Source organism: Roseibium sp. MMSF_3412 (genome assembly GCF_030733265.1).
GTDB lineage: Bacteria > Pseudomonadota > Alphaproteobacteria > Rhizobiales > Stappiaceae > Roseibium.
The window spans coordinates 13,145-37,418 of sequence record NZ_JASHJI010000009.1; the positions used below are offsets into that span (position 1 = coordinate 13,145).

General features: G+C 58.5%; 20 protein-coding genes. 6 read left to right on the forward strand and 14 right to left on the reverse strand.

What is annotated here, in order from left to right:
* Positions 1-43 precede the first annotated feature (43 nt).
* A complete protein-coding gene (locus tag RBB49_RS16420) occupies positions 44-1,570 on the reverse strand; it encodes an ABC transporter substrate-binding protein (protein ID WP_306143931.1) in 1,527 nt (508 codons plus the stop codon).
* Positions 1,571-1,866: 296 nt separating this feature from the next.
* On the opposite strand from RBB49_RS16420, the gene RBB49_RS16425 reads away from it, so the two are divergent.
* The gene (locus RBB49_RS16425) at positions 1,867-3,291 is read left to right on the forward strand and encodes a M20 family metallopeptidase (protein ID WP_306143932.1); all 1,425 of its coding nucleotides are present in this window, start codon (positions 1,867-1,869) and stop codon (positions 3,289-3,291) included.
* A 1-nt stretch (position 3,292) separates the two neighbouring features.
* Positions 3,293-4,681: an MmgE/PrpD family protein gene (locus tag RBB49_RS16430; protein WP_306143933.1), complete on the forward strand. Its 1,389-nt coding sequence runs from the start codon at positions 3,293-3,295 to the stop codon at positions 4,679-4,681.
* Here the strand turns inward: RBB49_RS16430 and RBB49_RS16435 are convergent.
* Positions 4,654-5,586 carry a LysR family transcriptional regulator gene (locus RBB49_RS16435; RefSeq protein WP_306143935.1) on the reverse strand — a complete coding sequence of 311 codons (933 nt, stop codon included), beginning with the start codon at positions 5,584-5,586 and terminating at the stop codon, positions 4,654-4,656. The genes RBB49_RS16430 and RBB49_RS16435 overlap by 28 nt on opposite strands.
* Before the next feature lie 292 nt (positions 5,587-5,878).
* Here RBB49_RS16435 and RBB49_RS16440 point away from each other — a divergent pair, with 292 nt between their 5' ends.
* Complete coding sequence (locus RBB49_RS16440; protein WP_306143936.1) at positions 5,879-6,676, forward strand: MBL fold metallo-hydrolase; 798 nt, start codon at positions 5,879-5,881, stop codon at positions 6,674-6,676.
* A 9-nt stretch (positions 6,677-6,685) separates the two neighbouring features.
* Here RBB49_RS16440 and RBB49_RS16445 read toward each other — a convergent pair whose 3' ends face one another.
* From RBB49_RS16445 to RBB49_RS16470, 6 genes are all read right to left on the reverse strand, one after another.
* Positions 6,686-7,498, reverse strand: coding sequence for a hypothetical protein (locus tag RBB49_RS16445; RefSeq protein WP_306143937.1), 813 nt, complete (start codon positions 7,496-7,498; stop codon positions 6,686-6,688).
* Entirely contained in the window at positions 7,498-8,115 is a 618-nt protein-coding gene (locus RBB49_RS16450; protein WP_306143938.1) for a cysteine hydrolase family protein, read from the reverse strand. The genes RBB49_RS16445 and RBB49_RS16450 overlap by 1 nt, the downstream gene beginning before the upstream one ends.
* Positions 8,116-8,134: 19 nt before the next feature.
* A complete protein-coding gene (locus RBB49_RS16455) occupies positions 8,135-8,941 on the reverse strand; it encodes an ABC transporter permease (protein WP_306143939.1) in 807 nt (268 codons plus the stop codon).
* Positions 8,938-9,960: an ABC transporter permease gene (locus RBB49_RS16460; protein WP_306143940.1), complete on the reverse strand. Its 1,023-nt coding sequence runs from the start codon at positions 9,958-9,960 to the stop codon at positions 8,938-8,940. The genes RBB49_RS16455 and RBB49_RS16460 overlap by 4 nt, the downstream gene beginning before the upstream one ends.
* Complete coding sequence (locus tag RBB49_RS16465) at positions 9,957-11,069, reverse strand: ABC transporter ATP-binding protein (protein ID WP_306143941.1); 1,113 nt, start codon at positions 11,067-11,069, stop codon at positions 9,957-9,959. Before RBB49_RS16465 ends, RBB49_RS16460 begins: the two co-directional genes overlap by 4 nt.
* A 151-nt stretch (positions 11,070-11,220) precedes the next feature.
* Positions 11,221-12,333, reverse strand: a complete 1,113-nt coding sequence (locus tag RBB49_RS16470) for a PotD/PotF family extracellular solute-binding protein (RefSeq protein ID WP_306143942.1) — start codon at positions 12,331-12,333, stop codon at positions 11,221-11,223.
* Between the two features lie 329 nt (positions 12,334-12,662).
* On the opposite strand from RBB49_RS16470, the gene RBB49_RS16475 reads away from it, so the two are divergent.
* The gene (locus tag RBB49_RS16475; RefSeq protein ID WP_306143943.1) at positions 12,663-13,781 is read left to right on the forward strand and encodes an isopenicillin N synthase family oxygenase; all 1,119 of its coding nucleotides are present in this window, start codon (positions 12,663-12,665) and stop codon (positions 13,779-13,781) included.
* A 249-nt stretch (positions 13,782-14,030) separates the two neighbouring features.
* The gene (gene ppk2, locus RBB49_RS16480) at positions 14,031-15,029 is read left to right on the forward strand and encodes a polyphosphate kinase 2 (RefSeq protein ID WP_306143944.1); all 999 of its coding nucleotides are present in this window, start codon (positions 14,031-14,033) and stop codon (positions 15,027-15,029) included.
* Between the two features lie 55 nt (positions 15,030-15,084).
* On the opposite strand, the gene RBB49_RS16485 is transcribed toward ppk2, so the two are convergent.
* From RBB49_RS16485 to RBB49_RS16505, 5 genes are all read right to left on the reverse strand, one after another.
* Entirely contained in the window at positions 15,085-17,517 is a 2,433-nt protein-coding gene (locus RBB49_RS16485; protein ID WP_306143945.1) for an FAD-dependent oxidoreductase, read from the reverse strand.
* Between the two features lie 8 nt (positions 17,518-17,525).
* On the reverse strand, positions 17,526-18,401 hold the full coding sequence (locus tag RBB49_RS16490; RefSeq protein WP_306143946.1) for a phosphotransferase: 876 nt from the start codon (positions 18,399-18,401) through the stop codon (positions 17,526-17,528).
* 3 nt (positions 18,402-18,404) lie between these two features.
* On the reverse strand, positions 18,405-20,390 hold the full coding sequence (locus tag RBB49_RS16495; protein ID WP_306143947.1) for a proline/glycine betaine ABC transporter permease: 1,986 nt from the start codon (positions 20,388-20,390) through the stop codon (positions 18,405-18,407).
* A complete protein-coding gene (locus RBB49_RS16500) occupies positions 20,387-21,400 on the reverse strand; it encodes a glycine betaine/L-proline ABC transporter ATP-binding protein (RefSeq protein ID WP_306143948.1) in 1,014 nt (337 codons plus the stop codon). The genes RBB49_RS16495 and RBB49_RS16500 overlap by 4 nt, the downstream gene beginning before the upstream one ends.
* 117 nt (positions 21,401-21,517) lie before the next feature.
* Positions 21,518-22,450 carry an ABC transporter substrate-binding protein gene (locus RBB49_RS16505; RefSeq protein ID WP_306143949.1) on the reverse strand — a complete coding sequence of 311 codons (933 nt, stop codon included), beginning with the start codon at positions 22,448-22,450 and terminating at the stop codon, positions 21,518-21,520.
* Between the two features lie 243 nt (positions 22,451-22,693).
* On the opposite strand from RBB49_RS16505, the gene RBB49_RS16510 reads away from it, so the two are divergent.
* A complete protein-coding gene (locus tag RBB49_RS16510) occupies positions 22,694-23,434 on the forward strand; it encodes an inositol monophosphatase family protein (RefSeq protein ID WP_336623428.1) in 741 nt (246 codons plus the stop codon).
* Here RBB49_RS16510 and RBB49_RS16515 read toward each other — a convergent pair.
* Positions 23,421-24,269: a choline kinase family protein gene (locus RBB49_RS16515; RefSeq protein WP_306144125.1), complete on the reverse strand. Its 849-nt coding sequence runs from the start codon at positions 24,267-24,269 to the stop codon at positions 23,421-23,423. The genes RBB49_RS16510 and RBB49_RS16515 overlap by 14 nt on opposite strands.
* Between the last annotated feature and the right edge of the window lie 5 nt (positions 24,270-24,274).

Genomic DNA, 24,274 nt, shown 5'->3' on the forward strand with positions numbered 1-24,274 from the left:
GGCCCGGGAGCCCCAACGACTGGGACCCCCGGGTTGAAACGACCTATTTCCAGGTGATTTCGTTCAGGCGCACGAGGCCGTCGGACGGAGGTGTGAAGGCAACGTCCTTGCCGGCAACATAGTTCTCGGAGAACCGGTAGATCGGCACGTGGTAAGCCATGTCCGCCGAGAGCTTGAGTGCCTGTGCGTAGAGACCGGCGCGTTCCTCGTCATCAATGGTCGACAAGGCGGCGTCAAAGAGCGCCTCAAGTTCCGGATCCCGGTTCAGGTTGCGGTTCGAACCTGCCGCGAAGTGGTTGGTAATCGCGCCGACATCGGGCGTGGCATAATAGCCCCAGGTGCCATGCATGGACGGTGCCTCTTCAGCGGCGCGTGCCTTGGAGAATGCCGAAAGCTTCACGTAATTGATGTTCGCCTTGATACCGACCTTTGCGAGATCCGCGGCGACGGCTTCCGTTACAGGTTTGTCGCGGTAAGCCCAGAGCTCGAGTTCGAAGCCGTTTGGATAGCCGGCTTCCGCAAGAAGCGTTTTTGCTTTTTCAACGTCATACTCATAGGTCGTGACGTCCTGGGTGCAACCGAACATCCCGTCGTAGCACAACGCGTTGATCACCACGCTCGAACCGCCCACAAGGTGATCCACGATCGCCTGTTTGTTGACGGCGTGGTTCATTGCCTGACGCACCTTGAGATGCGTCATGGGACCTTCGGGATCCGTCACGCCTCCGGCATCGAGGATCAGGAAGCCAATTCGTGTTGTCGGACCGGGAACATGGTCGACCATTGGCAGGGTTCCAAGGTTCTGAGCGGTGTCGTCGGGAACCGTGTAGGAGAACTGCACGCCGCCTGAAATCATCTCGGCGGAGACAGTACCCCATTCGGGGATTGGCCGGATGACGATGGTTTTCGCGCCATCGGTGGACTTGGGGCTGTCGGCGTAATATCCGTCATACTTCTCCAGCGTGACACCTGCGCCCATGTCGAAACCGACCACGCGATAGGGTCCGGTGCCATTGAACTCCTGCGTCAGGGCACTTGTGTCCGGTTCTGATGCCGAGCCATAGCTGCCTGCCTTCCTTGTCTGAACAAACATGGCAATGTCGCGCAGCATGAGCGGGTAGGGCTTTTTGGCGGTTATGCGTATTGTCTTGTCGTCCAGCGCCTCGGCGCTTTCAAACCAGCCGCGTATGAACGCACCACGCTTGGTCGCGGCTGCTTCGCTCGCTGTCCAATCGAAAGAAAAGACGATGTCTTCAGCCGTAACGGGTGAACCATCGTGAAACGTCACACCGTCGCGCAGAACGAACTCCACCGTCCTGTCGTCGACATAGGAATAGGAGGACGCGAGCGCCGGCAGGTATGCGTTGGTTTCCGGATCCCTGACGACAAGCTGATCCGAGGTCAGGTAGGAGAGGATGACGTTCTCACGTGCCGTCGAATACAGGCTGTCCAGCGTCTGTATCTCCTTGTTGGCGGCGACGACAAGCGTGTCGCTGGCCTTGTCGGCGAATGCGGGCATCGCAAGGGAGGAAATCAGCGTAGCCGCAAGAAGTGTTGACCTGAGTTTCATCGGACCCTCTTTTTGGTGATTTTTTTGTCCTCACTACGCTAGGTCCGCGCGAGCTAATGTGTCCAATGCATGCTTTGTATTTCAAACATGCATAAAAAGAATAATGACGAAGGCCGTCTCATGCACCTTGTGCATAAGGGAAATAGAAAAAATTCATTTCACGGATTTCGCCCGGTCTTCATAAACTTCGGTCAACGGTTGGGAACAGGATCGAGCCATTCGACAAGGCTGTGCCGAACCGGCATTGACGCCCGCAACACGGACGTTGCCTACCAAAGCGACTGGATCTTTCCCAAATGCTACCGAGACCCGATCAGAAATCCGATCTTCGCTGCCGTGAAGCCGCGGTCGCATCCGCCGCGCTTTACATAAAAGAGGCTCGGTTCAAGGCAGATCTGGAGCGCCTCGTTGCCTGCCGTACGGAGACATCCAGGCGGGGTGATGCGGCTCAGAAACAGATCTACCTCAGCGATATCATCGCGCCGGAACTGGCGGAACTTGGTTTTGAGACAAGGATTTATGACAACCCCGACCCGGGGTCGGGCCCGCTGGCAATCTACAAGCGCATCGAAAACCCGAAATTGCCGACAGTGCTGCTTTACGGCCACGGCGATGTTGTCCCGGGGCAGGAGGGAGAGTGGGACGCAGACAGGTCACCCTGGAAGCTGGAGGAAGCGGATGGAAGGCTGTATGGACGCGGGACGGCGGACAACAAGGGACAGCATTGGATCAACATTGCAGCTCTGCGCCAGGTTCTGGCCACACGGGGGCGGCTCGGATTCAATTGCAAGATCCTGCTGGAAATGGAGGAAGAGTCCGGCTCGCCAGGGCTTGAAGCGTTCTGCCGGACGCACAAGGACGAACTGGCCGCCGATCTCCTGATTGCCAGCGATGGTCCACGCATAAGGACAGACAGGCCAACAGTTGCGCTCGGTTCACGCGGCAACTTCAACTTCGATCTTGAAATCAGGTATCGCAACGGAGGGCGGCATTCCGGAAACTGGGGCGGTTCGATCAAGGATCCGGTCATCCGGCTGGCGCATGCGATCTCCACGATCACTGACGACCATGGCCGTATCCTAATCCAGGCATGGCGTCCGCAACCACCGACGGAGCGTATTCGGGGTCTGTTGAAGGATTGCCCGATCCTGCAGTCGGATGGTGTCTCCCGAATGGACGCAGACTGGGGCGAAACAAACCTTGAACCGGCTGAGCGCGTGTTGGCGTGGAACAATTTCGCGGTGCTTGCCATCAAGGCCGGATCTCCCGAGCGCCCTGTCAATGCTATCGCGCCGATGGCCTGGGCACGGTGTCAGTTGCGTTTCCTGGCAGGACTGGACCCGGAAACCATCCTTCCGGCACTGCGATCACATCTCGATGCCCACGGTTTTGAGGATGTGGTCCTGAGCCCCGCCAGAAGTACATGGTGGCGCGGAACAACCACCGACCCGGACAATCAATGGGTACAAAAAACCATGCGGTCCCTGGAAAGGACGGAGGCAAAGACGCCGGACCTGATCCCCTGTATCGGTGGTTCGCTGCCCAACCATGCATTCCAGGGGATCGTTGGAATGCCGACGGTCTGGGTGCCGCATTCCTACTCTGACTGCTCGCAACATGCACCGAACGAGCATGTCCGGATTGATCTTTGTCTCAGCGCGATCCGGGTCATGACGGGACTGTTCTGGGACATTGGACGGGAAGGCGAGGGAGAAGGCTGACATGCTGATTGGGGGAATCGCCGGCTGGATCACGGGTCATCCGGGCAATTGGAGTGAAACAGTGCTCGAACGGGCGCGGTTTGGTATCGCCGATACGGTTGGCTGCATCGTGGCTGCGTCCGATCATGACGTCGTTGGCAGGACCGCTGGAGCGTGCCTTGTGGAAGGTTCCGGGAAGGCGACGCCGGTCTTCGGCGCGCACGCGTGTTCCGCATCCACGGCTGCTTTCGTGAACGGCACTGCTGCCCATGTCCTGGAAATTGACGATAACTTTTACCCCGCGCTGACACATGCCTCGGCGCAGGCGGTCCCTGCCTTGTTTGCACTGGCCGAGGAGCACGACTGCAGCGGCAGGCAGGTCGTTGACGCCTACCTGCACAGCCTGGAAATTCAGGCGGCCATTGCCAGCGCTATGGGACGGGGCCACACCCTTGCGGGATGGCACGCGACAGGCACCCTTTCCACAATCGCCACAGCCGGTGCCGCCGCGCATATGATCGGCCTATCCAGGTCTGAAATTGCCAATGCGATGAGCATCGCCTGCAGCATGGCTGCGGGAACCAAGGCGCAGTTCGGGACCATGACGAAATCCCTTCATTGCGGTTTCGCGGCGCGGAATTCCGTCGAAGCGGCGTTGCTGGCGGCGTCCGGCATCAGGGGGTCTGCTGACGCGCTGGATGGGCCCCATGGTTTTCTGGCGATGCATAGCGGCAACGATAAGCCGGCTTATGAAAACGTCCTTGAGAGCCTGCACGCGTCATGCGCAGTCGAGACCTACGGACTTGCGCCCAAAAGGCACGCCTGTTGCGCATCGGCGCACAAGGGTCTGGACGCCGTTGAGGACCTGAAACGGAGCGGCAATTTCGACCTCGCGGATATCGAGCGTATCGACGTCTCCGTTGGAACGACCAATCGCCAGAACCTGCGTTACGACCGTCCTCGTGACGGGATGGAGGCGCGCTTTTCTCTTCCCTATGCGATGATCGCTTTCCTGCTGGGCGGGAAGTTCTGGCTGGATGATCTCCACAATGATGCCGTGCACCGACCGGAAGTTCAGAGTCAACTGGAGAAAGTTCACGTAACTATATTGAAAATAGACGAGAAATCCGTGCCAATAACCCAGCCGCTGGAGCATATGGTCACCGTGCGCCTGAACAACGGGCAAGAAGTGTCCGCCAGGCGCTCCTATGCAAAGGGCACGATAGCCGACCCGTTCACCGAACAGGATTACCTGGCAAAATTCCTGAATTGCTGCACTGATCGTCTCGACGCCGGACAAACCGAAGTGCTCTGGTCAGGTCTGCGGGCGATCGATGCCTTGCCATCCGTCGCCGGCTTGATTGCTTCCGGCTTTTCGAGCGGTCAGGCGGCATCGCTGAGTTCGCGATAGCTTTCCGAAACAGCCTGCCGCAACCATTTGTGAAGCGGGTCACCGTCGCGTGTTTTGTGCCAGACAAGGTTTAGATGGCGCACGGGAGACTGGAACGGCAATTCCCGTACGACAAGCCCGTACCGGGCCCGCGCAATTGGCGCAATGATACGGGGTATGCTTGTGATCATATCCGAGGCGGACACGACGCTCATTGCCGCAGCGAAGTGCGGCACGCGCAGTTTCACGTTTCGGCTGTGCCCCATATCGACAATCTGCTGGTCCAGACGCGTCCGATTGGAATCGATCGTCGTTGTGCTGACATGTGGTGCAGCTTCGTAAAATGCGACGTCCAGCTCTTTTTCGAAGCGCGCATTTTCCTTGGACGCGGCACATACGTAGTCAACTTCGCCGAGCTTGTGCCAGGAATAACGGCTGGGAACATCGTAGTCCCAGAAGAAGGCCAGGTCGATGCGTCCGGCGTCCAGATCGGAATGAAGGCTCTGTTCCACGACCTCTTTCGCAAGACCCAGGGCCGGGAGAAAGCGGAACTCGATATTCGGGGCAATCCGGTTCATCTTCGGCACGAGCATCCCGGGAAGCAGTCCGGTCAGCAGGTCGCTCATCGCGATGCGCACGATCGCGTTGGCCTCAGAGGGATCGAAGTCTTCATCCGCCTGGATCACGTTGACAAGTTCGGCCACACTTACGGAAACTTTTTCCGAAACCGCCAGGCATCGTTCCGTTGGCTGCATTCCCTGGGGTGTGCGCACGAAAAGGTCGTCGTTGAACAACGACCGCAATCGGTTGAGCGCGTGACTTACGGCGGGTTGCGACATGCCGAGCGACTGGGCTGCCAGAGTGACGTTCCGCTTTTCGATCATCGCGTTGAGGATCTTGAAGAGGTTCAAGTCAACGGAATTCAAGTTCTTCTTCTGCAAACCGGTCACACATGTCTTTTGGTTTTGTTCGTCCCTGAAAGTTACTCCGAATACGGAATGGCGGGAAGGGGACCTGCTCTGCTCAATTTAGCGTCAGGAATGGCCATTAATTGCCCTTTTACAGGGGTTTCAATTGTTTAGAGTGGCAGGGTGCTGATCGTTTGGCTGGCCTCGATATTCAATTCGCTACAAACAGGCCGCGTCAGGGTTATGCGCAATGTCCGGCCTCGGGTCACGGACCGGTTCCAGGTCCCGCGCCCGCACCACTGGAGCAAAAATGCCCGATGTTTCTCACTATCCGATAGCACCGGACTGGTTTTCGATCTCCAGGGTCGACGACACGACGGACATGCTGCTGGAACCGCACGTTCATGTTCTGGAGCAGGCAAACATGTTTTTCGTGCGCGGCGCCGAACGCGACATGATCATAGACACGGGGATGGGCATCGTCCCGATCGCGCCTTATGTCGACCCGCTCTCGGCCAAGCCGCATTCCGAGATCGTCTGTGTGTCGACCCACACGCATATCGATCATATTGGCGGGGTCCATGAATTTGATATCCGTCTCGTACATCCGATCGAAGCGGGTGAGATGGCGGCCCCTTCCATCATGAACACGATCATTCGCGATGAGATCGATCCGAAGCTGCTGGAGCTCTTCGCTTCCTCGGGCTATCCGCCGCTTGATGAACTGCTGATCAACGCGCTGCCCCACGGGGGGTATGACCCGGCCTCCTACAAACTCAAAGGCGCGCCCGCCACGGGCCTGCTTGAAGAGGGGGATACCGTCGATCTGGGAGACCGGCAGTTCACTGTCCTGCATGTGCCGGGGCACTCGCCGGGAAGCATCGCTCTGTTTGAGGAGAAAACCGGGATCCTGTTCGCCGGAGATGCGATCTATGATGGCCCGCTCATCTATGACGGTCCGGGCATGAGCGTTGACGACTACGTGGTGACGATGAAAAAGCTGCAGGCGCTCGATATCACCATCGTCCACGGAGGACACGATCCCAGTTTTGACAGGAAACGCCTTGACGAGATCGTGGAAAAATACTTCCGGATCTGGGGCGTTTGAGAGGTCGTTTCACGAAAATACGTTAAGTTCGGCAACGGTCCAGTGCCGCTTGCGCGCCTTGCCGTCGAAACGTGAATGAAGGGTGGCAAGCGTCTTGTGCGTGGCATGGAGGTCATCGCACAACAAGGCGCCAACGCGATTGGGATGGCTCGACAGATCAATGACCGCCGCTCCATCAACAATCCGGCCGAAACTGTACTCCGCCTGGAACAGATCGGTGAGCTCTTCCCGGTCGCCAGTTGCCAGCGCCTGCGCAAGCGCTGAACGCCATGGCCGCGCCAGGTTTTTACGGGATGGCCGATCGCAGGCGAAAAGAAACCGCGTTCTTGATGTGATCAGAAATCCCCAGAAGCCGCCATCGCATGTAAACACCCGGCCTTGCGGTGCGGTTTCGTCCATTTGCCGGTCCAGCCACAATTCGACAAAATCGGCATCAACGCCGTATTCGAATAGACCGCGCGGGGCGCGTTCCAGGCGACCAATATCTCGTCCTGTTTCCGGCCCCTGCAAGTTGATCGCCCTCTGCCAGGTACAGACACCGTCGACTACTGCCGCCCAACCGGCGAACCCCTCCGCTTCGGCGAGCGCGCGCAATTCTTCGTCCGAGAATTCGGCAAGACTGGCCGCAGGCACGCCTTCTGAAAATCGTGCCGGAATGCGCACATCGGCGTAAAGACCTTCCGCCTGAAACCAGTAGACCTGCGTGTCATGGTCTTCGAAATCCGGGAACTTTGCCGGGGCCTTCAGGTAAGCGCGCCGCCAGAGACCCTTGATCTCGGTATCCGTAACAGGATCCGCAGTCGTATCAGAGCCGTTTTCCATCAGGCCGCCGCACTCGCGTGTGAACGGAATGCGGCAATGATCTCATCGGATGAACGCACGGCTCCTGTCTGCAGGTATTCCATCGCGTCGAGGGCTGCACTATGTGCTTCCGGATCGGAGCCGCCGACGCAATCCTTCACGACACGACAGTAAAAGTCCTTCTGATGACCGTCTGCAAACGTGTAGTGGACGCACACATTTGTGAGGCCGCCGACCATGATAAGCGTGTCGGCCTTGAGACCCCGGAGCAGGATATCGAGATCGGTGCCGATAAAGCATGAATACCGCCGTTTCTTGATCACGTAGTCATCGGGTTTGAGACCGACGATTTCATCGGCGATTTCCGTCCCCTCGCGTCCTTCGACGCAATGCACGTCCTCCGTCCCGTCGAGCTCGCGGCCAAAGTCCACCATGTCGGGACGGTGCGCTTCCTGAAAGAAGACTACGGGAATATCGCTTGCGCGCGCAGCGTCGATCACCGTTCGCGCCTGGCGCATGGCATTTGTATAGGCGGACATTTTGGGAATGCCGCCATCGTAGTTTTCAAGAAACGCGCTTTTTTGAATGTCGATCACCAGCAGGACCGGATTACCGACAATAAGGGGCTGTTTTGCCATGGCTTTTGTCCTTCTCAGATCAATTGTCTTTGCGCGCCGGGTCGGCGCCAAGCAGGCGGGGCAGGTCGCCGTAGCGCGCAACGGCGCTGAAAACGACGATCGAAACCAGGAGGAAGGTGATCGCGCCGACAGCCATGGTCGGCGTGAAGCCGTTGCGCAGTGAGTTGAAAATCTGCAGCGTCACCGTGCTGTAAGCGGAGGCGGAAACGAAGAAAATGACGATAAACTCGTGGAAGCTCAACACCACCACGAAGAAGAAACCGGACAAGGTATAGGACAGGGTCTGCGGCAGAATGATGGTTCGCAGGATTGTCGGCTCGTCTGCCCCCATGGTCTGGGCGGCGTCCAGGTGAAACCTGTCGATCGACTGCAATCCGATCGAAATCGTCACAAGAGGTAGCGCGGCCAGCAGGGCCGTATGGCTGAGGATGCCTGTGAAGATGTTCCCCAGCCCGCCGGCAAAGGTCCACAGGAAGCTGAGACCGACACCAAAGACGATCGGCGGCAAGGCAAAGGGCAATCCGGCAAGCCCGGTGAGCGCTTTTGAGAACGCCGTGTTGCGCTTCCACTGGTCATAGGCGATCGGCCAGGTAATCAAGACGGCAAGTGTCGCGCTTGCCAGTGCGACAATGATCGAGTTTTCCATGGACCGGAGCCAAACCGGTTCGGAGACGAAAAATTCGTAGAACCGGGCAAAGGTCGGATCCTTCGGCGGAAACAGCATGGAACGGCCGCCATTAAGGGCGGACAGGCATACGATGACGATCGGAAGGCTGATATAGGCAGCGCATAGCAGCATGAAACCGTTCTTGAACGTGGCTTTCATCGGCCCCGGTTCTCCGCTAGCCGGCCGAGCCAGAGGCTCGCAAGAATGAACACGCCGGCCGTGCTCAACAGCACCACAGCCTGTGCGGCCCCGAAGGGTGCGTTGAGCGTCGCTCCGCGGATTGCCTCGTATATCGAGACCGGCAGCGTCTGGTGTGCCGGTTCCGCGAAATAGGTGACGGTCACATAGGCGCCAAGCAGATAGACGAACAGCAGCAGCAGGGTGCCCATGACCGGGATGCGAACCACCGGCACAACAACCGTACGCATGACGGTAAACGATCCCGCTCCCATCGTACGCGCCGCTTCGATCATCGAGCGGTCGATCCGCGAGAGTGGCGCATAGAGCAATATGACGGCGTAGGGCCAGACCAGATAGGCCATGGTCAATACGGTTGCCAGCTGCGAGGTCTTGAATTTCACATTGCGCGGGTTCGCCAGCCCCCAGTCCTTTAAAACGGCAAGCCATCCGGTGTCTTTCAGCCACGCCGTCACGCCCGTGGCCTTGAAAAGGGCAGGCAGGCCTGAACGGTTGGACAGCATGATGTCCCAGCCCATGACGATGAAGACCTCCGACATGGAAAGGCTTGCCAGAATGAACACCAGCCAGGCGGCTTGAGCCGGGCGCGAACACTGACTGAGGAAGTATGTGAAGGGAAAGGCAAACGCGATTGCGATCAGTGAACCCAGAACCGCATAAGCCAGGGTATAGCCGAGCTTGTAGGCATAGAGCAGCGTAATCTGATCCGGCCAGCCGATCCCCACGAAGACCCGCGCATAGTTGCTTGGATCAAAGGCCCAGACCCAGCTTGCTCCTTCTATCTTCTCGCCAAAACTGACCGCGATGACAAGCAGGATCGGTGCCAGAAATACAAACACGAGAAAGGCGGCGATCACGGTCATGATGATCGGCCGCGCACCGATTGACTGAACCGCGTCGGCCCGAGGGCCTTCCTGACCTTTAAGACGTGTTCCGTCGCGGGCGTGTACCAGGGATGACGCTGCTGCCAGGTCGCTCATGCCGCAACGTTCTCGCGTCGCCCGGCTTCCTCAACCGTCTTTTCAAGGTTGCCCGGGTCAGGTCTGGGGAAGCAGAACAAGGTGTGCGATTTCAACCTGATGCCCGTTACCTCTCCCTGAGTCACGGGCGTGGCGTCTGACGATGGCATTTCGCAGATTATCCGTCCCGCATCCGTCTCAACGAAAACCTCCCGTGTCGGGCCGACATCCCTGACAAAGGAGACAGGACCGGTCAGGATGTTCGAAGCATTGGTGTCAGCGGCGCACAGTTCGGCATTTTCGGGTCTGCAAACGAGTTGCACCGGTGAGCCGTCGACGAAGGGCGCGGGTTTTTCAAGGTCGAATGCGCTATCTCCAACGAAAACGCGTCCGCCGCGAACCGTGCCATCCAGGAAATTTGCCTTGCCGATAAAGGAAGCGACAAAGGGGGTTTCGGGGCGTTGATAGATATCCGTCGGCGATCCGATCTGTTCGGACACCCCATTGCTCATGACGACGATCTCGTCTGCCATCGTCATGGCTTCCCGCTGATCATGGGTAACGACAATCGTGGTGATGTTCAGTTGCTGCTGCAGCAGGCGGAGTTCGACCTGCATGGTTTCGCGCAGTTGCGCATCGAGTGCCGACATGGGCTCATCAAGCAGGAACACCTGGGGCTCCTGTGCGAGCGCCCGCGCGATCGCAACGCGCTGACGCTGGCCACCGGACAGCTGTCCGATGCGCCGGTCCTGGAAGTCAGCCATCTGCACGAGGTCCAGAAGCTCCTGCGCGCGTTTCGAGCGGGTCTTTTTCTCGACGCCTGAAATCGTCAGGCTATAGGCAACATTCTCGCCCACCGATAAATGCGGAAAGAGGGCAAAGGATTGAAACACCATGCCGAATTTCCGCCTGTTGGCCGGCAGGGTGGTGATGTCTTCGCCATTGAGGGAAAGATTTCCCCTGGTTGGCGTTTCCAGCCCGGCGATTATGCGCAGCAAGGTTGTCTTGCCGCATCCCGAAGGCCCCAGTAGCGCCGTCAGCTTGCCCGACGGAAAGACGAGGTCGATATTCTTTAGCGCTGTTACCTCGCCATATGTCTTTCTGACATCCTTTAAGACCAGTCCGGCCATGAAGCTGTTACTTTCGAAACGTTCTTCTGAGTGAGTTTCATGCTGTCGCACGCGGCGAAAACCAGCGGCGGAGCACAGAACCTGACGCGTGTTGGAAAGGAGGCGGGATCAACAGGACTGCTTCCGTATTCCCCGCCTCAATCATGGAACATCAGGCTCCGGCAAGCATTGCGTCCCACCGCTCTTTGATGAACGTCTCGTTGTCGAGATAGGACTCATAAGCCGGCGTGATGATCGGCGACCCCGAAACGAATGCGAATTCCTCATCCGTCAGATCAGTCAGTTCCCTGTTGACCAGCGGCGCGGTTCCGATGTTGCGTGACATCAGTGCCTGCGTTGCCGGATCACTGGAGAACGCCATGAATTCGTAGGCTTCGCCGGTTTTTTCCGAAAGCGGGCTCAGGCACCAGGACCCGTATCCGATCGGGTTGCCCTCGGCGGGGAACAGCGGCTTGATCGGGAATCCGTCGGACGCCATGATGTTTGCAACGTCCAGATAGTAGGACCCTGCGATCACGTCCTCGTTTTTCATTGCCTGTTCCATCTGGCTTTCAGCAGACCACCAAAGCGCCACGTGCGGCTTGAGTTCGGCAACCTTGTCCAGAACCGCAACGATACCGTCTTCGCTCATCAAGGTCTCGGCGCCGTCGAAGAACGTCTTTGCCGTGATGTCGAGCAGACGTCCGTCGATTTTCTTGGAGATCCCGAGCGAACCCTCGAATGCCGGGTTTTCCCAGAATTCCTTCCAGCTTGTCGGGGCAGGTGTGACCTCGTTCGGATTGATCACCATGGCGTTGAACCACGCCATCGAGCCGACACCGACGAGACCGTCCGGACCCTCATAGAGGAATTCGGCATCCAGATTGGTCACCCCCGGGATTTTTGAAGCGTCCAGCGGCTTCAGCATGTCGCCGATCCGGGTCGCCTTGATCATGGTGTCCTTGCCATAGAGCGACACGTCTGCAGGCACCGTTCCGGATGCCGCTGCCTGTTGCATTGTCACCAGCCAGTCGCTGGAATTCGGCTGTGTGACCGACTCAACCGTGATGCCGGTTGCCTCGGTGAATGCCGGATAAACGTATTTCTTGAAACTGTCTTCGAAATAGCCACCGTAAGAGCCGATCTTTATAGAGCGTGCCTGAGCGATTGCCGGCATCGCCAGCATCGAGCCGCTGGCTGCAAGAGCTGCGGTTCCTGCTGCGCCTTTCAGGATCGTGCGGCGTGTCAGATTGCTTGCGCTCCGCGTTTTGAAATTCTGCGTCATCCAGCGTGTTCCTCTCAATTTCCGGCGGCCCCTCGCTCGCCAATCTTGGTGGAACCTCATTGAGTTTGAGGCATGCCTCTTCGAAAGCACATTGCATGCCAAACAAAAAGAAAAACAAAAACAGATACTTAGGAAATATATCAATCTTTCGCACAAAAGGCATGTGCGATTGATAGGCGGTTTGCCTAATTTTTCTACATACACATTTATTGTGCAAAATGGTTCAGGTGATATCGTCTGCAACATCCCGATCACGTCGATCCAGCGATCAGGATGGGTCGGCTGAAGAGCCGTTGTCTCGTTGTCATGTCAAACGCCGGAGCCTTATGATGCGCGATCTCTTGGACCAAAGGACGCTTGATCGGGAGGCGGATCATGATGGTACCGAGGACCAGATCGCGCTGAGTTCGGACAACGTTTCCCTGCCGGTTATTGACCTTTCGGGGCTCCACACCAGCGATCAGACGGCTCTGGCAGCCGTGGCCAGGGAACTTGGTAAGGCTGCAAAGACGTCCGGATTCTTCTACATCAAGAACCACGGCGTCGATCAGGCCCTGATTGACGATGCCTTCGCAGCGTCCCGAGCTTTCCACACCCAATCCCGGCGCTTCAAGATGAAATATTGGTGCGGTTACAGCACCAACCATCGTGGCTACGTGCCATTTGAGGAAAACGGCAGTGCCTTTCCCAAAACGATAAATTTCAATGAAGCCTGGGACATGTCGTTTGAAGCGCCGGCTGATCATCCGGATTATCTGGCCGGCTGGCGGATGACCGGCCCGAATGTCTGGCCGGATCTGCCCGGCTGGAAAGAGACGATCTCACGCTACTATGACGCCGTCTTCGGCCTTGGGCTGAAGCTCCTGAGCGCACTGGAACTCGAGTTGGGCGTTGAAGCGGGCACGCTTAGAAAAAACGTCAACTGCCCGACATCCCAGTTGCGTCTCCTGCGGTATCTGGAAAATGACGTCCCGGCGAGCAAGGATTTCGTCGGTATCGAGGCCCACTCCGACTTTGAGTGTTTTACCATTCTGCTCCAGGGCGGCCCCGGTCTCCAGGTGCTGAACACCGATGACTACTGGATGGAGGCCCCGCCAATCCCCGGAACCTTCATTGTCAATATCGGCGACATTTTCGAGACCTGGTCGGGCGGCCTCTACAAGTCCACGCAGCACCGCGTCGTCAATACGGGCAAGGAGCGCTATTCCATGCCGTTGTTCTTTGGTCTGGACTATGACGCCGTCGTTGAACCGTTGCCGAAATTCAAGACACCCGAGACCACGGCCAAATATCCGCCAATCAAAGCCGGCGATCACCTGATGCGCATGACCGTCGGCGCTTTCCGGTACATATCGGATGCTGTCGACAAGGGGGAGATTGAGCTGGATTTCGCCGTGCCCGACGCGAACCCGTTCAAACGCCCGGCAAAAGCGATCTCAAGCCCGTAGCCGAAATGGCCGGCATTTCTGCCGGCTATCCTCTAAAGACACTCGACCGTTGTTGCGCACATGCGCGGCAAGATTCATGTGATCGTCTTCGTGACGATGCAGAAAACACCGTGTCTTTTGCCCGAGGTCAATGCGCTTAGCTCCGTTTTGGTCTTTGGTCCTGCCCGGGTTCGCCAAAGGTATCTGGTTGCTTGCGGAAACATGGACGCGTTCCCGAAGACGGCTCACCTTACCGACGGAAGGCACATCATGGACCAGACAGTGACATCGGCCCCTTCACCAGACCGGGAAACAGCGACCTCTGGCGCAGACCCATCTCTTGCCAGTTCCTCCAGCAAGAGCACGCACGCCAAAGCAGGCCACGCGTCTACCGTCCACAAGAGCCATTCCCTGCTGTTGCATGAGCGTTCGATATCGACGGGCAACAGGGCCAGCCTGCCCGAGAATTACCCGTACAAGAGGCGCATGAACCGGGCTCAATACGAAGCACGAAAACAGGAGCTTCAGATCGAACTGTTGAAGGTCCAGAACTGGGTCAAGGACAGCGGTCAGCGTATCATCGCAATTTTCGAGGGACGGGACGCTGCCGGAAAAGGCGGCACGATCAAACGGTTCATGGAGCACCTGAACCCGCGCGGTGCACGCGTTGTCGCTCTCGAAAAGCCGACAGAAGCAGAGAAGGGCCAGTGGTACTTTCAGCGCTACGTGAAGCATCTGCCCACGAAGGGTGAGATCGTTCTGTTTGACCGGTCCTGGTACAACCGCGCCGGTGTCGAAAAAGTCATGGGCTTCTGCTCGCCGGCCGAATACATGGAATTCATGCGCCAGGTTCCGGAATTTGAGCGCATGCTCGTCAGAAGCGGCATTCGGCTTTTCAAGTTCTGGTTTTCGGTCAGCCGGGAGGAGCAACTGCGCAGGTTTCAGTCGCGCAACAGCGATCCTCTGAAGCACTGGAAACTCAGCCCGGTCGACGTCCAGTCCCTGGACATGTGGGACGACTATTCCGAAGCCAAGGAGAGCATGTTCTTTTACACCCACACAGCGGACGCGCCCTGGACGGTCGTCCGGTCAGACGACAAGAAGCGCGCCAGATTGAACTGCATGCGATACTTCATCCGGTCAATGTCCTATCCGGCTGCCGACACGGAAATCAATCTGGATGCAGATCCGAAAATCGTCGGGCCGGCGGACACATTTTATCAGACCCTGCAGGATTTCGACGCAACCAGGCAGTTCAAGGTCGAGTAGGTCGCGCAGCGAAGCGGTGCACAGATCGCTGCGCACCGCCGCTGATGCCGGGGTATCAGGTCTTGACCCGTTCCATCTTCGGATCGAGGAGCGGTGCCAGCGTGACGTCGGCCTTAACCCGTTCCGTGCCGACCTCAAGTTCATAGTCCGCGGCAAGGACATGGTCTCTGGTAACGCCGTCCGGATGCCGGACATAGCCGATCCCGATGCTCCGGCCGAGCGTGTGTCCATAGCCGCCGGAGCTCAGCCACCCGCACCGTTCACCGTTGCGATAGATCGTCTCCCGGCCAGACAGGATAACGTCACCGTCTGTCGTGAACGTCGCGAGCAGTTTCTTCACGCCGTTCTCGCGCTGTGCCTGAACGGCACTGCGCCCCTTGAAGTCGGCATTGGTTTTCATCTTGACGGCCCAGCCAAGACCGGCCTCGTCGGGTGTATGGTCCGGCCCGATGTCGGATCCCCAGGCACGATATCCTTTTTCAAGGCGCAAGGTCTCGATTGCACGGTAGCCCGCATTACGGAGCCCGAACGGTTCTCCCGCTTCATGCAAGGCGTCATAAACCGTCTGCGCATATTCCGCCGGCAAGTGCAGCTCCCAGCCCAGCTCGCCTACATAGGTGATGCGCAGTGCGAGCACGGGACAACCGGCAATTCCGATCCGCTTTGCCTGTGCAAAGGGAAATGCGTCGTTGCTGACATCGTCGCGGGTGCATTTGGAAAGAATCTCGCGCGCCTTCGGTCCAAACAGCGACAAAACGGAATTTGACGAGGTGACGTCGACGAGTTGGGCATTCAGTCCTTCGGGGATGTTGCGCCTGATCCAGTCGAAATCATGCGTGGCAAAGCCGGTCCCGGTGATGATGTAATATTCATCAAGGGCCGTGCGCACGCAGGTCAGATCGCACTCGATGCCGCCGCGGTCATTCAGCATCTGGGTGTAGATGATCGAACCGACCGGCCTGTCGACACGATTGGCAGCGATCCAGCTCAGTGCGGCTTCGGCATCCGGTCCTTTCAGGATGAATTTTGCAAAAGACGTCTGATCAAACAGAACGGCGGCTTCGCGCGCCGCCTTGTGCTCACGCCCGACGGGGCCGTGCCAGTTCGGCCGCTCGAACGTGTAGATGTCACGTGCCTCTTCGCCCGCAGCGGCGAACCAGTTCGGCCGTTCCCAGCCAAGTTTCTCGCCGAAGACCGCTCCGGCTGACTTCAGCCGGTCATAGAGCGGCGAACGCCGGCAAGGGCGTCCGCTGTCGTGTTCCTCCGACGGCCAGGCCATGGTGTAGTGCTTGCCATAGGCTTCCAGCGTGCGGGTTCTGACCCAGTCGGTATCCGTATGCGGCCGTCCGAAACGGCGGATATCGACCGGCCAGAGATCGTAGGGCGGTTCTCCCTTGGCAACCCATTCGGCCAGCGCCATGCCAGCGCCACCGCCGGCTGCGATCCCGAACGCATTGAAACCCGCCCCGACAAAGACATTTTCCATTTCAGGCGCTTCGCCGAGGATGAAGTTGCCGTCCGGTGTGAAGCTTTCCGGCCCGTTGACCAGTTGCTTGATGCCGACCTTTTCCAGCGCAGGGACGCGTGGCAGCGACAACTCCATCAATTGCTCGAAATGATCGAAGTTGCTGTCCAGAAGCTGGTAGTCGAACGGGTCCGGGACACCGTCGATTGCCCAGGGAATACCGTTCGGCTCGTACCCGCCCATGACAAGACCGCCAACTTCTTCCTTGTAGTAGGTAAGCCGGTCCGGATCGCGCAATGTCGGAAGGTTGGAGGGGACCCCGAAATTCTCCGTGATCATGTACTGGTGTTCGATGGAAACCAGTGGCACGGTGACGCCGATTGTTGCCGCCAGTTCCCGTGTCCATTGTCCACAGCACAGCACCAGTTTTTCGCAGGCAACATCGCCCTGTGCGGTGCGAATACCGGTCAGTTTTCCGCGTTCGGTCAGGATCTGAAGAACCGGCATGTTCTCGACAAGCTTAGCGCCGGCGGCCCGCGCACCCTTTGCGAGCGCCTGGGTAATGTCGGAAGGGCTCGCCTGTCCATCCGTCGGCAGATAGGCGGCACCGACGACATCGCCGATGTCCATCAGCGGCCACAGCTCCTGCGCTTCCTTCGGCGTCAGCAGATGCATGTCGAGGCCGAAACTGTGCGCCGTCGTCGCCTGACGTTTCACCTCGGTCCAGCGTTCCTCGTTGCAGGCAAGACGAAGGCCGCCATTCATCTTCCAGCCTGTCGCCTGTCCTGTTTCGGCTTCAAGCCGGTCATAAAGCGAGATCGAGTATCCCAGAAGCTGAGTAATGTTGGCGCTGGAGCGAAGCTGACCGACCAGACCCGCCGCATGCCAGGTGGAACCGGATGTAAGAGCTGCCTTTTCCAGCAGCAGAACTTCCTGACCCATCTGTGCCAGGTGATAGGCCGTCGAACAGCCGACGATGCCGCCGCCGATGATAATGATCTTCGAAGAAGAGGGGAGTGTCATGAGGGCTCTCACAATTCACGGAATTCGGAAAGGGCGGCATTCAGCCGCTCCATGTTCTCGCTTGTGTATGCGGCGTAGTCGAAATCCAGATCCGAATGGATTTCGGACGTCATCGACCACAGCGTTTCGCGCATCAGGGAGGTGCATTTCATCGCGGTGTAGGCGCGCCGGTACCTGTCTGCCGGTGCTTCGAAATACTGTTCGAGCATCGCGTTTTCCTGGGCTTCACTCAGCCCGTTGTTGGAGGCAAGACCGGCAAGATCGAAAAGCGGCGAGTTGAAACCGCCATATTCCCAGTCGATCAGCCAGAGCCGTTCACCATCATCAAGCAGATTGGCGGCCAGAAGATCATTGTGCCCGATGACCAGATCGACCGGTCCTACGGCCGCTTCCAGATCCGACAGCGTGTCCATCAGTCCAGGGAGCAAACCGGAATGGGCAGAACCGTCGGCTTTCAGGCGTGTTGCGTAGGTCCGGTTCACCTGAAACGGCCAGAAGGCGAGCACCGGTCCTGTGAGATGAATGCCAAGCTCCCGATGCGCTCTGGCAACCAGATCGACGATTTTTGCAAGGTTTGCCGGATCCCGCACATCGACTTCCTCGAAGGTTCTGGCTTCCACAAAATCCAGCACCAGAACTCCGGGCTCCTGGTGAACAACCGCCGGTGATACGCCGGCCATTTCTGCAGCCCTGCTGAGCGCGAGTTCGTTCCAGCGCATGACCCCGTGCTCGGGAATGTCATCGCCGAGCCGCACCACAAAACGGCGGCTGCCGTCCCGCACGAAAAGATTGATATTCGTGATGCCGCCCCCGAGAGCGGTTATGTCCTGGGGATCGGCAAAACAGGAAAGCGCGGCAGCGCGGGCAATGGCAGTTTCGGACATGTGTTAAACCCCCAACCTTTCGCGCTGACCTGCTGCGAGCGCGTTGATGATCCTGTCGGTGATGATGGCGATGAAGGCAACCGAAAGGCCGGCAACGATGCCTTGTCCGGCATTTGCCTTTGTCAGCGCGATATAGACTTCCTGGCCGAGATCCCTTGTGCCGACAAGAGCCGTGATCACCAACATCGACAATGCAAGCATGATCGTCTGGTTCAGCCCCAGGAAGAGATGCGGCGTGGCCAGCGGCAGCTTGATGCGCCACAGCAATTGCCGTTTCGTGCATCCGGACATCAGGCCTGCTTCGATCAGCGGCGGCGGGACTTCCTTGAGCCCATGCGCCGCATAGCGGACGGCCGGGGCGAGAGCATAGAGGATCACGGCGATCATGGCGCTGAAGTCACCCACCCGGAACAGCATGACGACGGGGATCAGATAGACAAAGCTCGGCAGTGTCTGCAGCGTGTCCATCACCCCCAGAATGATGCGTCCGGCCCGCGGACTTTCCGCCGCCCAGATGCCGAGCGGGATTCCGATGAGCGTTGCGATGAGAACCGAGACGCCGCACAGGTAGATCGTCACCATCGCTTTGGGCCAAAGACCCGAGGCGGCAATGAAGGTCATCAGGAGAGCTGCGAGCACGCCGATCTGCCAGCCGCCGACGCGCCAGGCGATCAGAGCGGTCGCGATGATACCCCAGGCCCATGGAATGCCCGCAAAGAACTTTTTCACCGGCAGAAGCAGCCATTGCAGGATCACGGTCTTGATGGCCTCGAACGTATCGAAGAAATTGACGTTGATCCATTCCATCGTATTCGACCAGAACGGGCCGGTCGTAATGGTCAGGGCGTCCGGATAGGTCTGGACCGCCGGCACGAACCGGCCGAGAACCAGAGTGGACGCGATCACAAGGAAGACGGTTCCGGTCCAGGGGTGGCGCTGCAGGATGTTGCCTTCCAGCGGATGGCGCGCGCTGCGTTCGGAAAAGGCCTGGCTTGCCCGGTCGAGGGCGATCGCCATGACCACAATGCCGAGACCGGCCTCGATCCCGCCGCCGATATCAAGCCGCCGCAGGCTCGACAGGACATCGAAGCCAAGGCCGCCGGCACCGATCATGGAGGCAATGATCACCATGTTCAGCGTCAGCATGATCACCTGGTTGACCCCGACCATCAGCGTCGGCACCGCAGAGGGAACAAGAACCTTCCACATCATCTGCCGGTTGCGGCAACCGGCCATGCGGCCCGCTTCGATCACTTCGGTCGGTACCGAGTTCAACGCTATGATGGTGACGCGAACCATGGGCGGCATGGCATAGATCACCGTGGCAACCAGCGCCGCGACCGGACCGAAACCGAACAGGATCAGGATGGGAACGAGATAGGCAAAGACCGGCACGGTCTGCATCAGGTCGAGAACCGGTCGCAACATGCGCTCAAACCAGCTGACGCGATAGGCCAGGATGCCGAGGAAGAGCCCCCCGACGACACCGATCGGGACCGAGATCAGCACCGAGGCAAGCGTGACCATCGCGCTTTCCCATTGCCCGAAAACAGCCAGATACAGGAAACAGGCACCGACGAGAACGGACAGGAACCAGTCGCGCGCATAGTGTCCGATTGCCATGATCGTCACGATCACCGCGATCCAGCTGAGCGCCGGGGCGACCTGGACAGCTGCATCGCCGACGCCGCTGGTGAACCCTTCAACCAGCAGATTGCGCAGGATCTGGTAGGGAGCTTCGATCAGCGCGGATATCGCCCGGGTAAGGTCGCGGAACGAAAAGAAGTAAAAGCCGGCGCTCTCCACAAGCCAGTCGAGAAACGCACTGATGTGGTCTTCAAGCGGAAACTCCCAGCCTTTCGGGTAGCGCACGATCCAGCGGGCGTCGAGCGCCTTGTAAAGCTGAAAGGAGTAGGTCGAAAGCAGCCAGGTGGCAGCGAAAAGCGCACCCCAGAACAGCCAGCCGGACTTTGCTGCGCGTGCAATCATCTTCGGCCTACCAGCACATCGATGACCGCCTTCCGGGAAATCTGTCCAACCGGCTTGCCGTCTTCCAGCACCTTGTGCGGCAGGTCAGAGGCTTCGACCGGGTCGGCAATGGCTTCGATCACGGCGTCGTGGGACACGTCACCGGCGAAACTGTCGCCGTCTATCGGCTCCATCACCGATGCGGCACGAATCACTTTCGCACGGCTGACATGGCGGGTGAATTCGGCGACATAATCGGTCGCCGGCTGCAAGACGAGGTCTTCAGGCGTTGCCACCTGTTCAATGATCCCGTCCTTCATGACCGCAATTCGGTCGGCGAGCCTTATGGCCTCGTCAAAGTCATGTGTAATAAAGACAATCGTCTTGTGAAGAATGTTCTGAAGCCTCAGGAACTCGTCCTGCATCTCGCGCCGGATCAACGGATCGAGGGCGGAAAACGGCTCGTCCAGGAACCAGATATCCGGTTCGGCCGCCAGGCTGCGGGCAATGCCGACGCGCTGCTGCTGCCCGCCCGAAAGCTCTCGCGGAAAATAGCCCTCACGTCCTTTGAGGCCCACAAGTTCCACGACTTCTTGCGCCCTTGCTTCGCGCGTTTTCTTGTCAACGCCCTGAATATCCAGCGGGAAGGCTGCGTTCTCCAGGACCGTCAGATGCGGCAGCAAGGCGAATTGCTGGAACACCATGCCCATCTTCTTGCGCCGGATCTGGATAAGTTCCTCTTCGCTGGCGCTAAGCAGGTCCTTGCCCTCGAAACGGATCTCGCCCGCCGTCGACTCCACAAGCCGCGACATGCACCGGACAAGCGTCGACTTGCCGGAGCCGGAAAGCCCCATGATGACGAAGATCTCGCCCTTGCGGATCTGGACATTCACCGCCCTGACCGCGCCGATAAGATTGGCGGCTTCGAGATCGGCGGAGGAGGGGCTGGAGTTGGTGTTTAAAAACGTATCGGCCTGTGCGCCGTAGAGCTTCCATACGTTCCGGCAATCGAGAATTACGGGCGTCGTCATCCAGTCCTCGGTGGAGGTTGTTTCCCCAAATTTGGGAAACTCTCTTGGCTGTTATCCGGACAAGTGTCCGGCACGCATCGGTGTCAGATCGATGCGTGCCGGAAGTATGGGACGGTCTTACTTGGCAATCCAGCCCGACCACGTGTCCTTGTTGTCCGCCATCCACGCCGCGACCGTGTCTTCAACGGATTTTCCGTTGAGGTCCACTTCAGTCACCATGGCGCCGTAATCGGCATTTGAAAGATTGAAGTTCTCGATCGCCTTCTTGGCGCCCGGCCATTTGTCGCCGACACCCGCCCAGCTAACTTTCCAGATCGGGCCGCGCGGCTTGCCGCAGTCATAGGCCGCATCCGGATTCACACCAACAGACGGATCGGCATAACACTCTGGCGAAAACGGTGGGAACTCTACGAATTCACCGTCGTATTTCGCGGGCGCCCAATGCGGTGCATAAACCCAGAGCATGATCGGGTCCTGGCGCTGATAGGCCGCTTCCAGTTCCGCGAACAGGGCGGCATCCGTTCCGGCGTGTACCACTTCGAAGTCCAGCCCGAGAGCCTCGACGCGCTCCTCGTCAAATCCGCCCCAGGTCACCGGGCCGCCCAGGTAGCGTCCGAAGGGCGCGGTTTCCGGTGTTGCGAATTCTTCAGCGCAATCCTTCAACGCTTCCCAGTTTGGAAGACCCGGGCAGCGTTCCTTCATGTAGGCGGGGTACCACCATTCCTCGATTGCCTGCAGGCCGGTCTCACCGAGATTGACGACGTCGCCCGTCGCGAAAGCCTCGTCCATCGCCTCACGGCCCGTGGTTTCCCAGATTTCCATCGCGACGTGCAGGTCACCCGTTTTCAAGCCGGCGAACTGGGCGATGTAGTCGGCCTGAACGTATTCGACGTTGTACCCCGCTTCCTTCAGGATCTCACCCATCAGCTTGGTCGTGATCAACTGACCGGACCAGTCGTGAAGTGTCAACTTGATCGGATCGCTGGATTCGGCTGCGAGCGCAGGCGCGACGGCCAGCATAGCGGACAGTGCCAATGAAACGCGCTTCATATTTATCTCCCCGTCTGAAATTGCCAATGCATGACTGCCCTGACGTCACACCCCTGAGCAGCTGCCAACTCGGCACAACACCCTCATAGACTGTCAGTATAAATCAACAAAAAGCAACATTTACGTTCGACTTTTGTGGATTTTGGATACATTTTGAGCATTCGATGATCAATCGGACGACAAAATCCTCAGCTTTCGGGAATTCTCAGAATGCCGGATTATTCAAACAGGTTGGAAAAGGCCGTGGCGATGACTGACGTTGCCGCGTCCGTGGCCCTTTCCTTTTTCAGGCGTGATCCGGAGATTGAGATCAAAGCCGACGAGAGCCCGGTAACCCGGGCAGACAAGGCAACCGAAAGGTCTCTCAGGGACAGTCTTCAGAACCATTTCCCGCAAGAGGCAATCTTCGGCGAGGAATACGGACAGACCGGGGAGGGGACTGCGATGTGGATCATCGATCCCATCGACGGAACGCGTTCGTTCATCGCGGGGCTGCCGCTGTTCGGCATGCTGCTCGGATATCTGGTGGAAGGACATCCGAAACTCGGCGTGATCCGCATGCCTGCACTCGGCGAAGTCTATGCCGGCGGCGAAGGAATGGGCGCTGCGTGCAATGGCCAGCAGATCCGCGTAAGTTCCTTTACGGCACTGGAGGAGGCCCGCCTGTTCATCAACGAGGGTGACAAGCTCGCAGTCGCAGAACCGGCGGTGTTTGGGCGTCTTGTTCGCTCCGGACAATTGCGCAGGATGGCTGCTGATTGCTATCCGCATGCCCTGGTCGCCCGCGGCCTCGCAGATGCTGTCGTTGATTATGACCTCCAGCCTTATGACTATCTGCCCGTTTCAGCGGTGGTCGAGGCAGCCGGCGGTCTGATGACCGACTGGCAGGGCAATCCGTTGACAATGACATCAGACGGACGGACGGTAACCGCAGCCACGCCCCGTTTGCACGCCGAGTTGCTGGATCTGCTCAACCGGCCCTGACGGCAGCTACGTGCCCGTCGAAAGAAGGATCCTGCATCAGTTTGCGGCAACGCTCGAAGCGCCCCGTGGCATAGGCCCAGAAATCTTCGGCAGGGTTGTTGTCCGCCAGTTGGATAAGCCCCCACAGGGTCCAGAGCAGATCGCACATCGCCTTGTAGATAACGACCCGGCCCATTTCCGCCGCCGTTGGTTTGCGGCCGAAATAGGCTTCCAGCATTTCCGCATCCTGATCGGCGGACATGCCCGCCTCGACCGAAAGGTCACCGAGGTCCCAAAGGGGATCGTTCATGCCGGAATATTCCCAGTCGACGATCCACATCTTTTCGCCGTCATCGAGGAAGTTTTCGCACAAGGGATCGCAGTGGCAGGGGGCAAGCGGAAGATCCGCAGAAGCCAGCACCTCGCCAACAGGCATCGCGGCCGCCACCACGTCCTCATATCCGTCCGGAAGGGAAACATCCTTTGTCGACAGAACCTTGAGATAGTCGTCGATCATGGAGAAGAGTTCGAAGCGGAACCGGAAGCTTTCCCCCGATGCATGCAGCTTTGCCAGTGCCACGCCGGCCCGGCCCGGTGAGCCGCCGCGCGACCTGAAGAGTTCGGGCGTCATCGTCTCGATCCCGTCGATCGTGCGCGTGATCATGATCCCGGACGAAGCATCAGCGTAGAGCACCGCGGCGGAGACACCAGCGCGGGCGGCCGCCTCTGCGTTGACCTTTTCAACGCTTCGATCGATGTATTCCTCCGTGTTCTCACCTGGGATGCGCACGATGACGGATTGATCTTCGAGATCCACACGGTGCACGAGGTTGGTCAGCCCGCCGAGGCGGGTCATGTGCC

Excerpts from the sequence above, each read along its gene's own strand:
- RBB49_RS16420 (WP_306143931.1), bottom strand. The coding sequence starts at position 1,570 with ATGAAACTCAGGTCAACACTTCTTGCGGCTACGCTGATTTCCTCCCTT.
- RBB49_RS16425 (WP_306143932.1), top strand. The coding sequence starts at position 1,867 with ATGCTACCGAGACCCGATCAGAAATCCGATCTTCGCTGCCGTGAAGCC.
- RBB49_RS16430 (WP_306143933.1), top strand. The coding sequence starts at position 3,293 with ATGCTGATTGGGGGAATCGCCGGCTGGATCACGGGTCATCCGGGCAAT.
- RBB49_RS16440 (WP_306143936.1), top strand. The coding sequence starts at position 5,879 with ATGCCCGATGTTTCTCACTATCCGATAGCACCGGACTGGTTTTCGATC.
- RBB49_RS16445 (WP_306143937.1), bottom strand. The coding sequence starts at position 7,498 with ATGGAAAACGGCTCTGATACGACTGCGGATCCTGTTACGGATACCGAG.
- RBB49_RS16450 (WP_306143938.1), bottom strand. The coding sequence starts at position 8,115 with ATGGCAAAACAGCCCCTTATTGTCGGTAATCCGGTCCTGCTGGTGATC.
- RBB49_RS16455 (WP_306143939.1), bottom strand. The coding sequence starts at position 8,941 with ATGAAAGCCACGTTCAAGAACGGTTTCATGCTGCTATGCGCTGCCTAT.
- RBB49_RS16460 (WP_306143940.1), bottom strand. The coding sequence starts at position 9,960 with ATGAGCGACCTGGCAGCAGCGTCATCCCTGGTACACGCCCGCGACGGA.
- RBB49_RS16465 (WP_306143941.1), bottom strand. The coding sequence starts at position 11,069 with ATGGCCGGACTGGTCTTAAAGGATGTCAGAAAGACATATGGCGAGGTA.
- RBB49_RS16470 (WP_306143942.1), bottom strand. The coding sequence starts at position 12,333 with ATGACGCAGAATTTCAAAACGCGGAGCGCAAGCAATCTGACACGCCGC.
- RBB49_RS16475 (WP_306143943.1), top strand. The coding sequence starts at position 12,663 with ATGCGCGATCTCTTGGACCAAAGGACGCTTGATCGGGAGGCGGATCAT.
- ppk2 (WP_306143944.1), top strand. The coding sequence starts at position 14,031 with ATGGACCAGACAGTGACATCGGCCCCTTCACCAGACCGGGAAACAGCG.
- RBB49_RS16485 (WP_306143945.1), bottom strand. The coding sequence starts at position 17,517 with ATGACACTCCCCTCTTCTTCGAAGATCATTATCATCGGCGGCGGCATC.
- RBB49_RS16490 (WP_306143946.1), bottom strand. The coding sequence starts at position 18,401 with ATGTCCGAAACTGCCATTGCCCGCGCTGCCGCGCTTTCCTGTTTTGCC.
- RBB49_RS16495 (WP_306143947.1), bottom strand. The coding sequence starts at position 20,390 with ATGATTGCACGCGCAGCAAAGTCCGGCTGGCTGTTCTGGGGTGCGCTT.
- RBB49_RS16500 (WP_306143948.1), bottom strand. The coding sequence starts at position 21,400 with ATGACGACGCCCGTAATTCTCGATTGCCGGAACGTATGGAAGCTCTAC.
- RBB49_RS16505 (WP_306143949.1), bottom strand. The coding sequence starts at position 22,450 with ATGAAGCGCGTTTCATTGGCACTGTCCGCTATGCTGGCCGTCGCGCCT.
- RBB49_RS16515 (WP_306144125.1), bottom strand. The coding sequence starts at position 24,269 with ATGACCCGCCTCGGCGGGCTGACCAACCTCGTGCACCGTGTGGATCTC.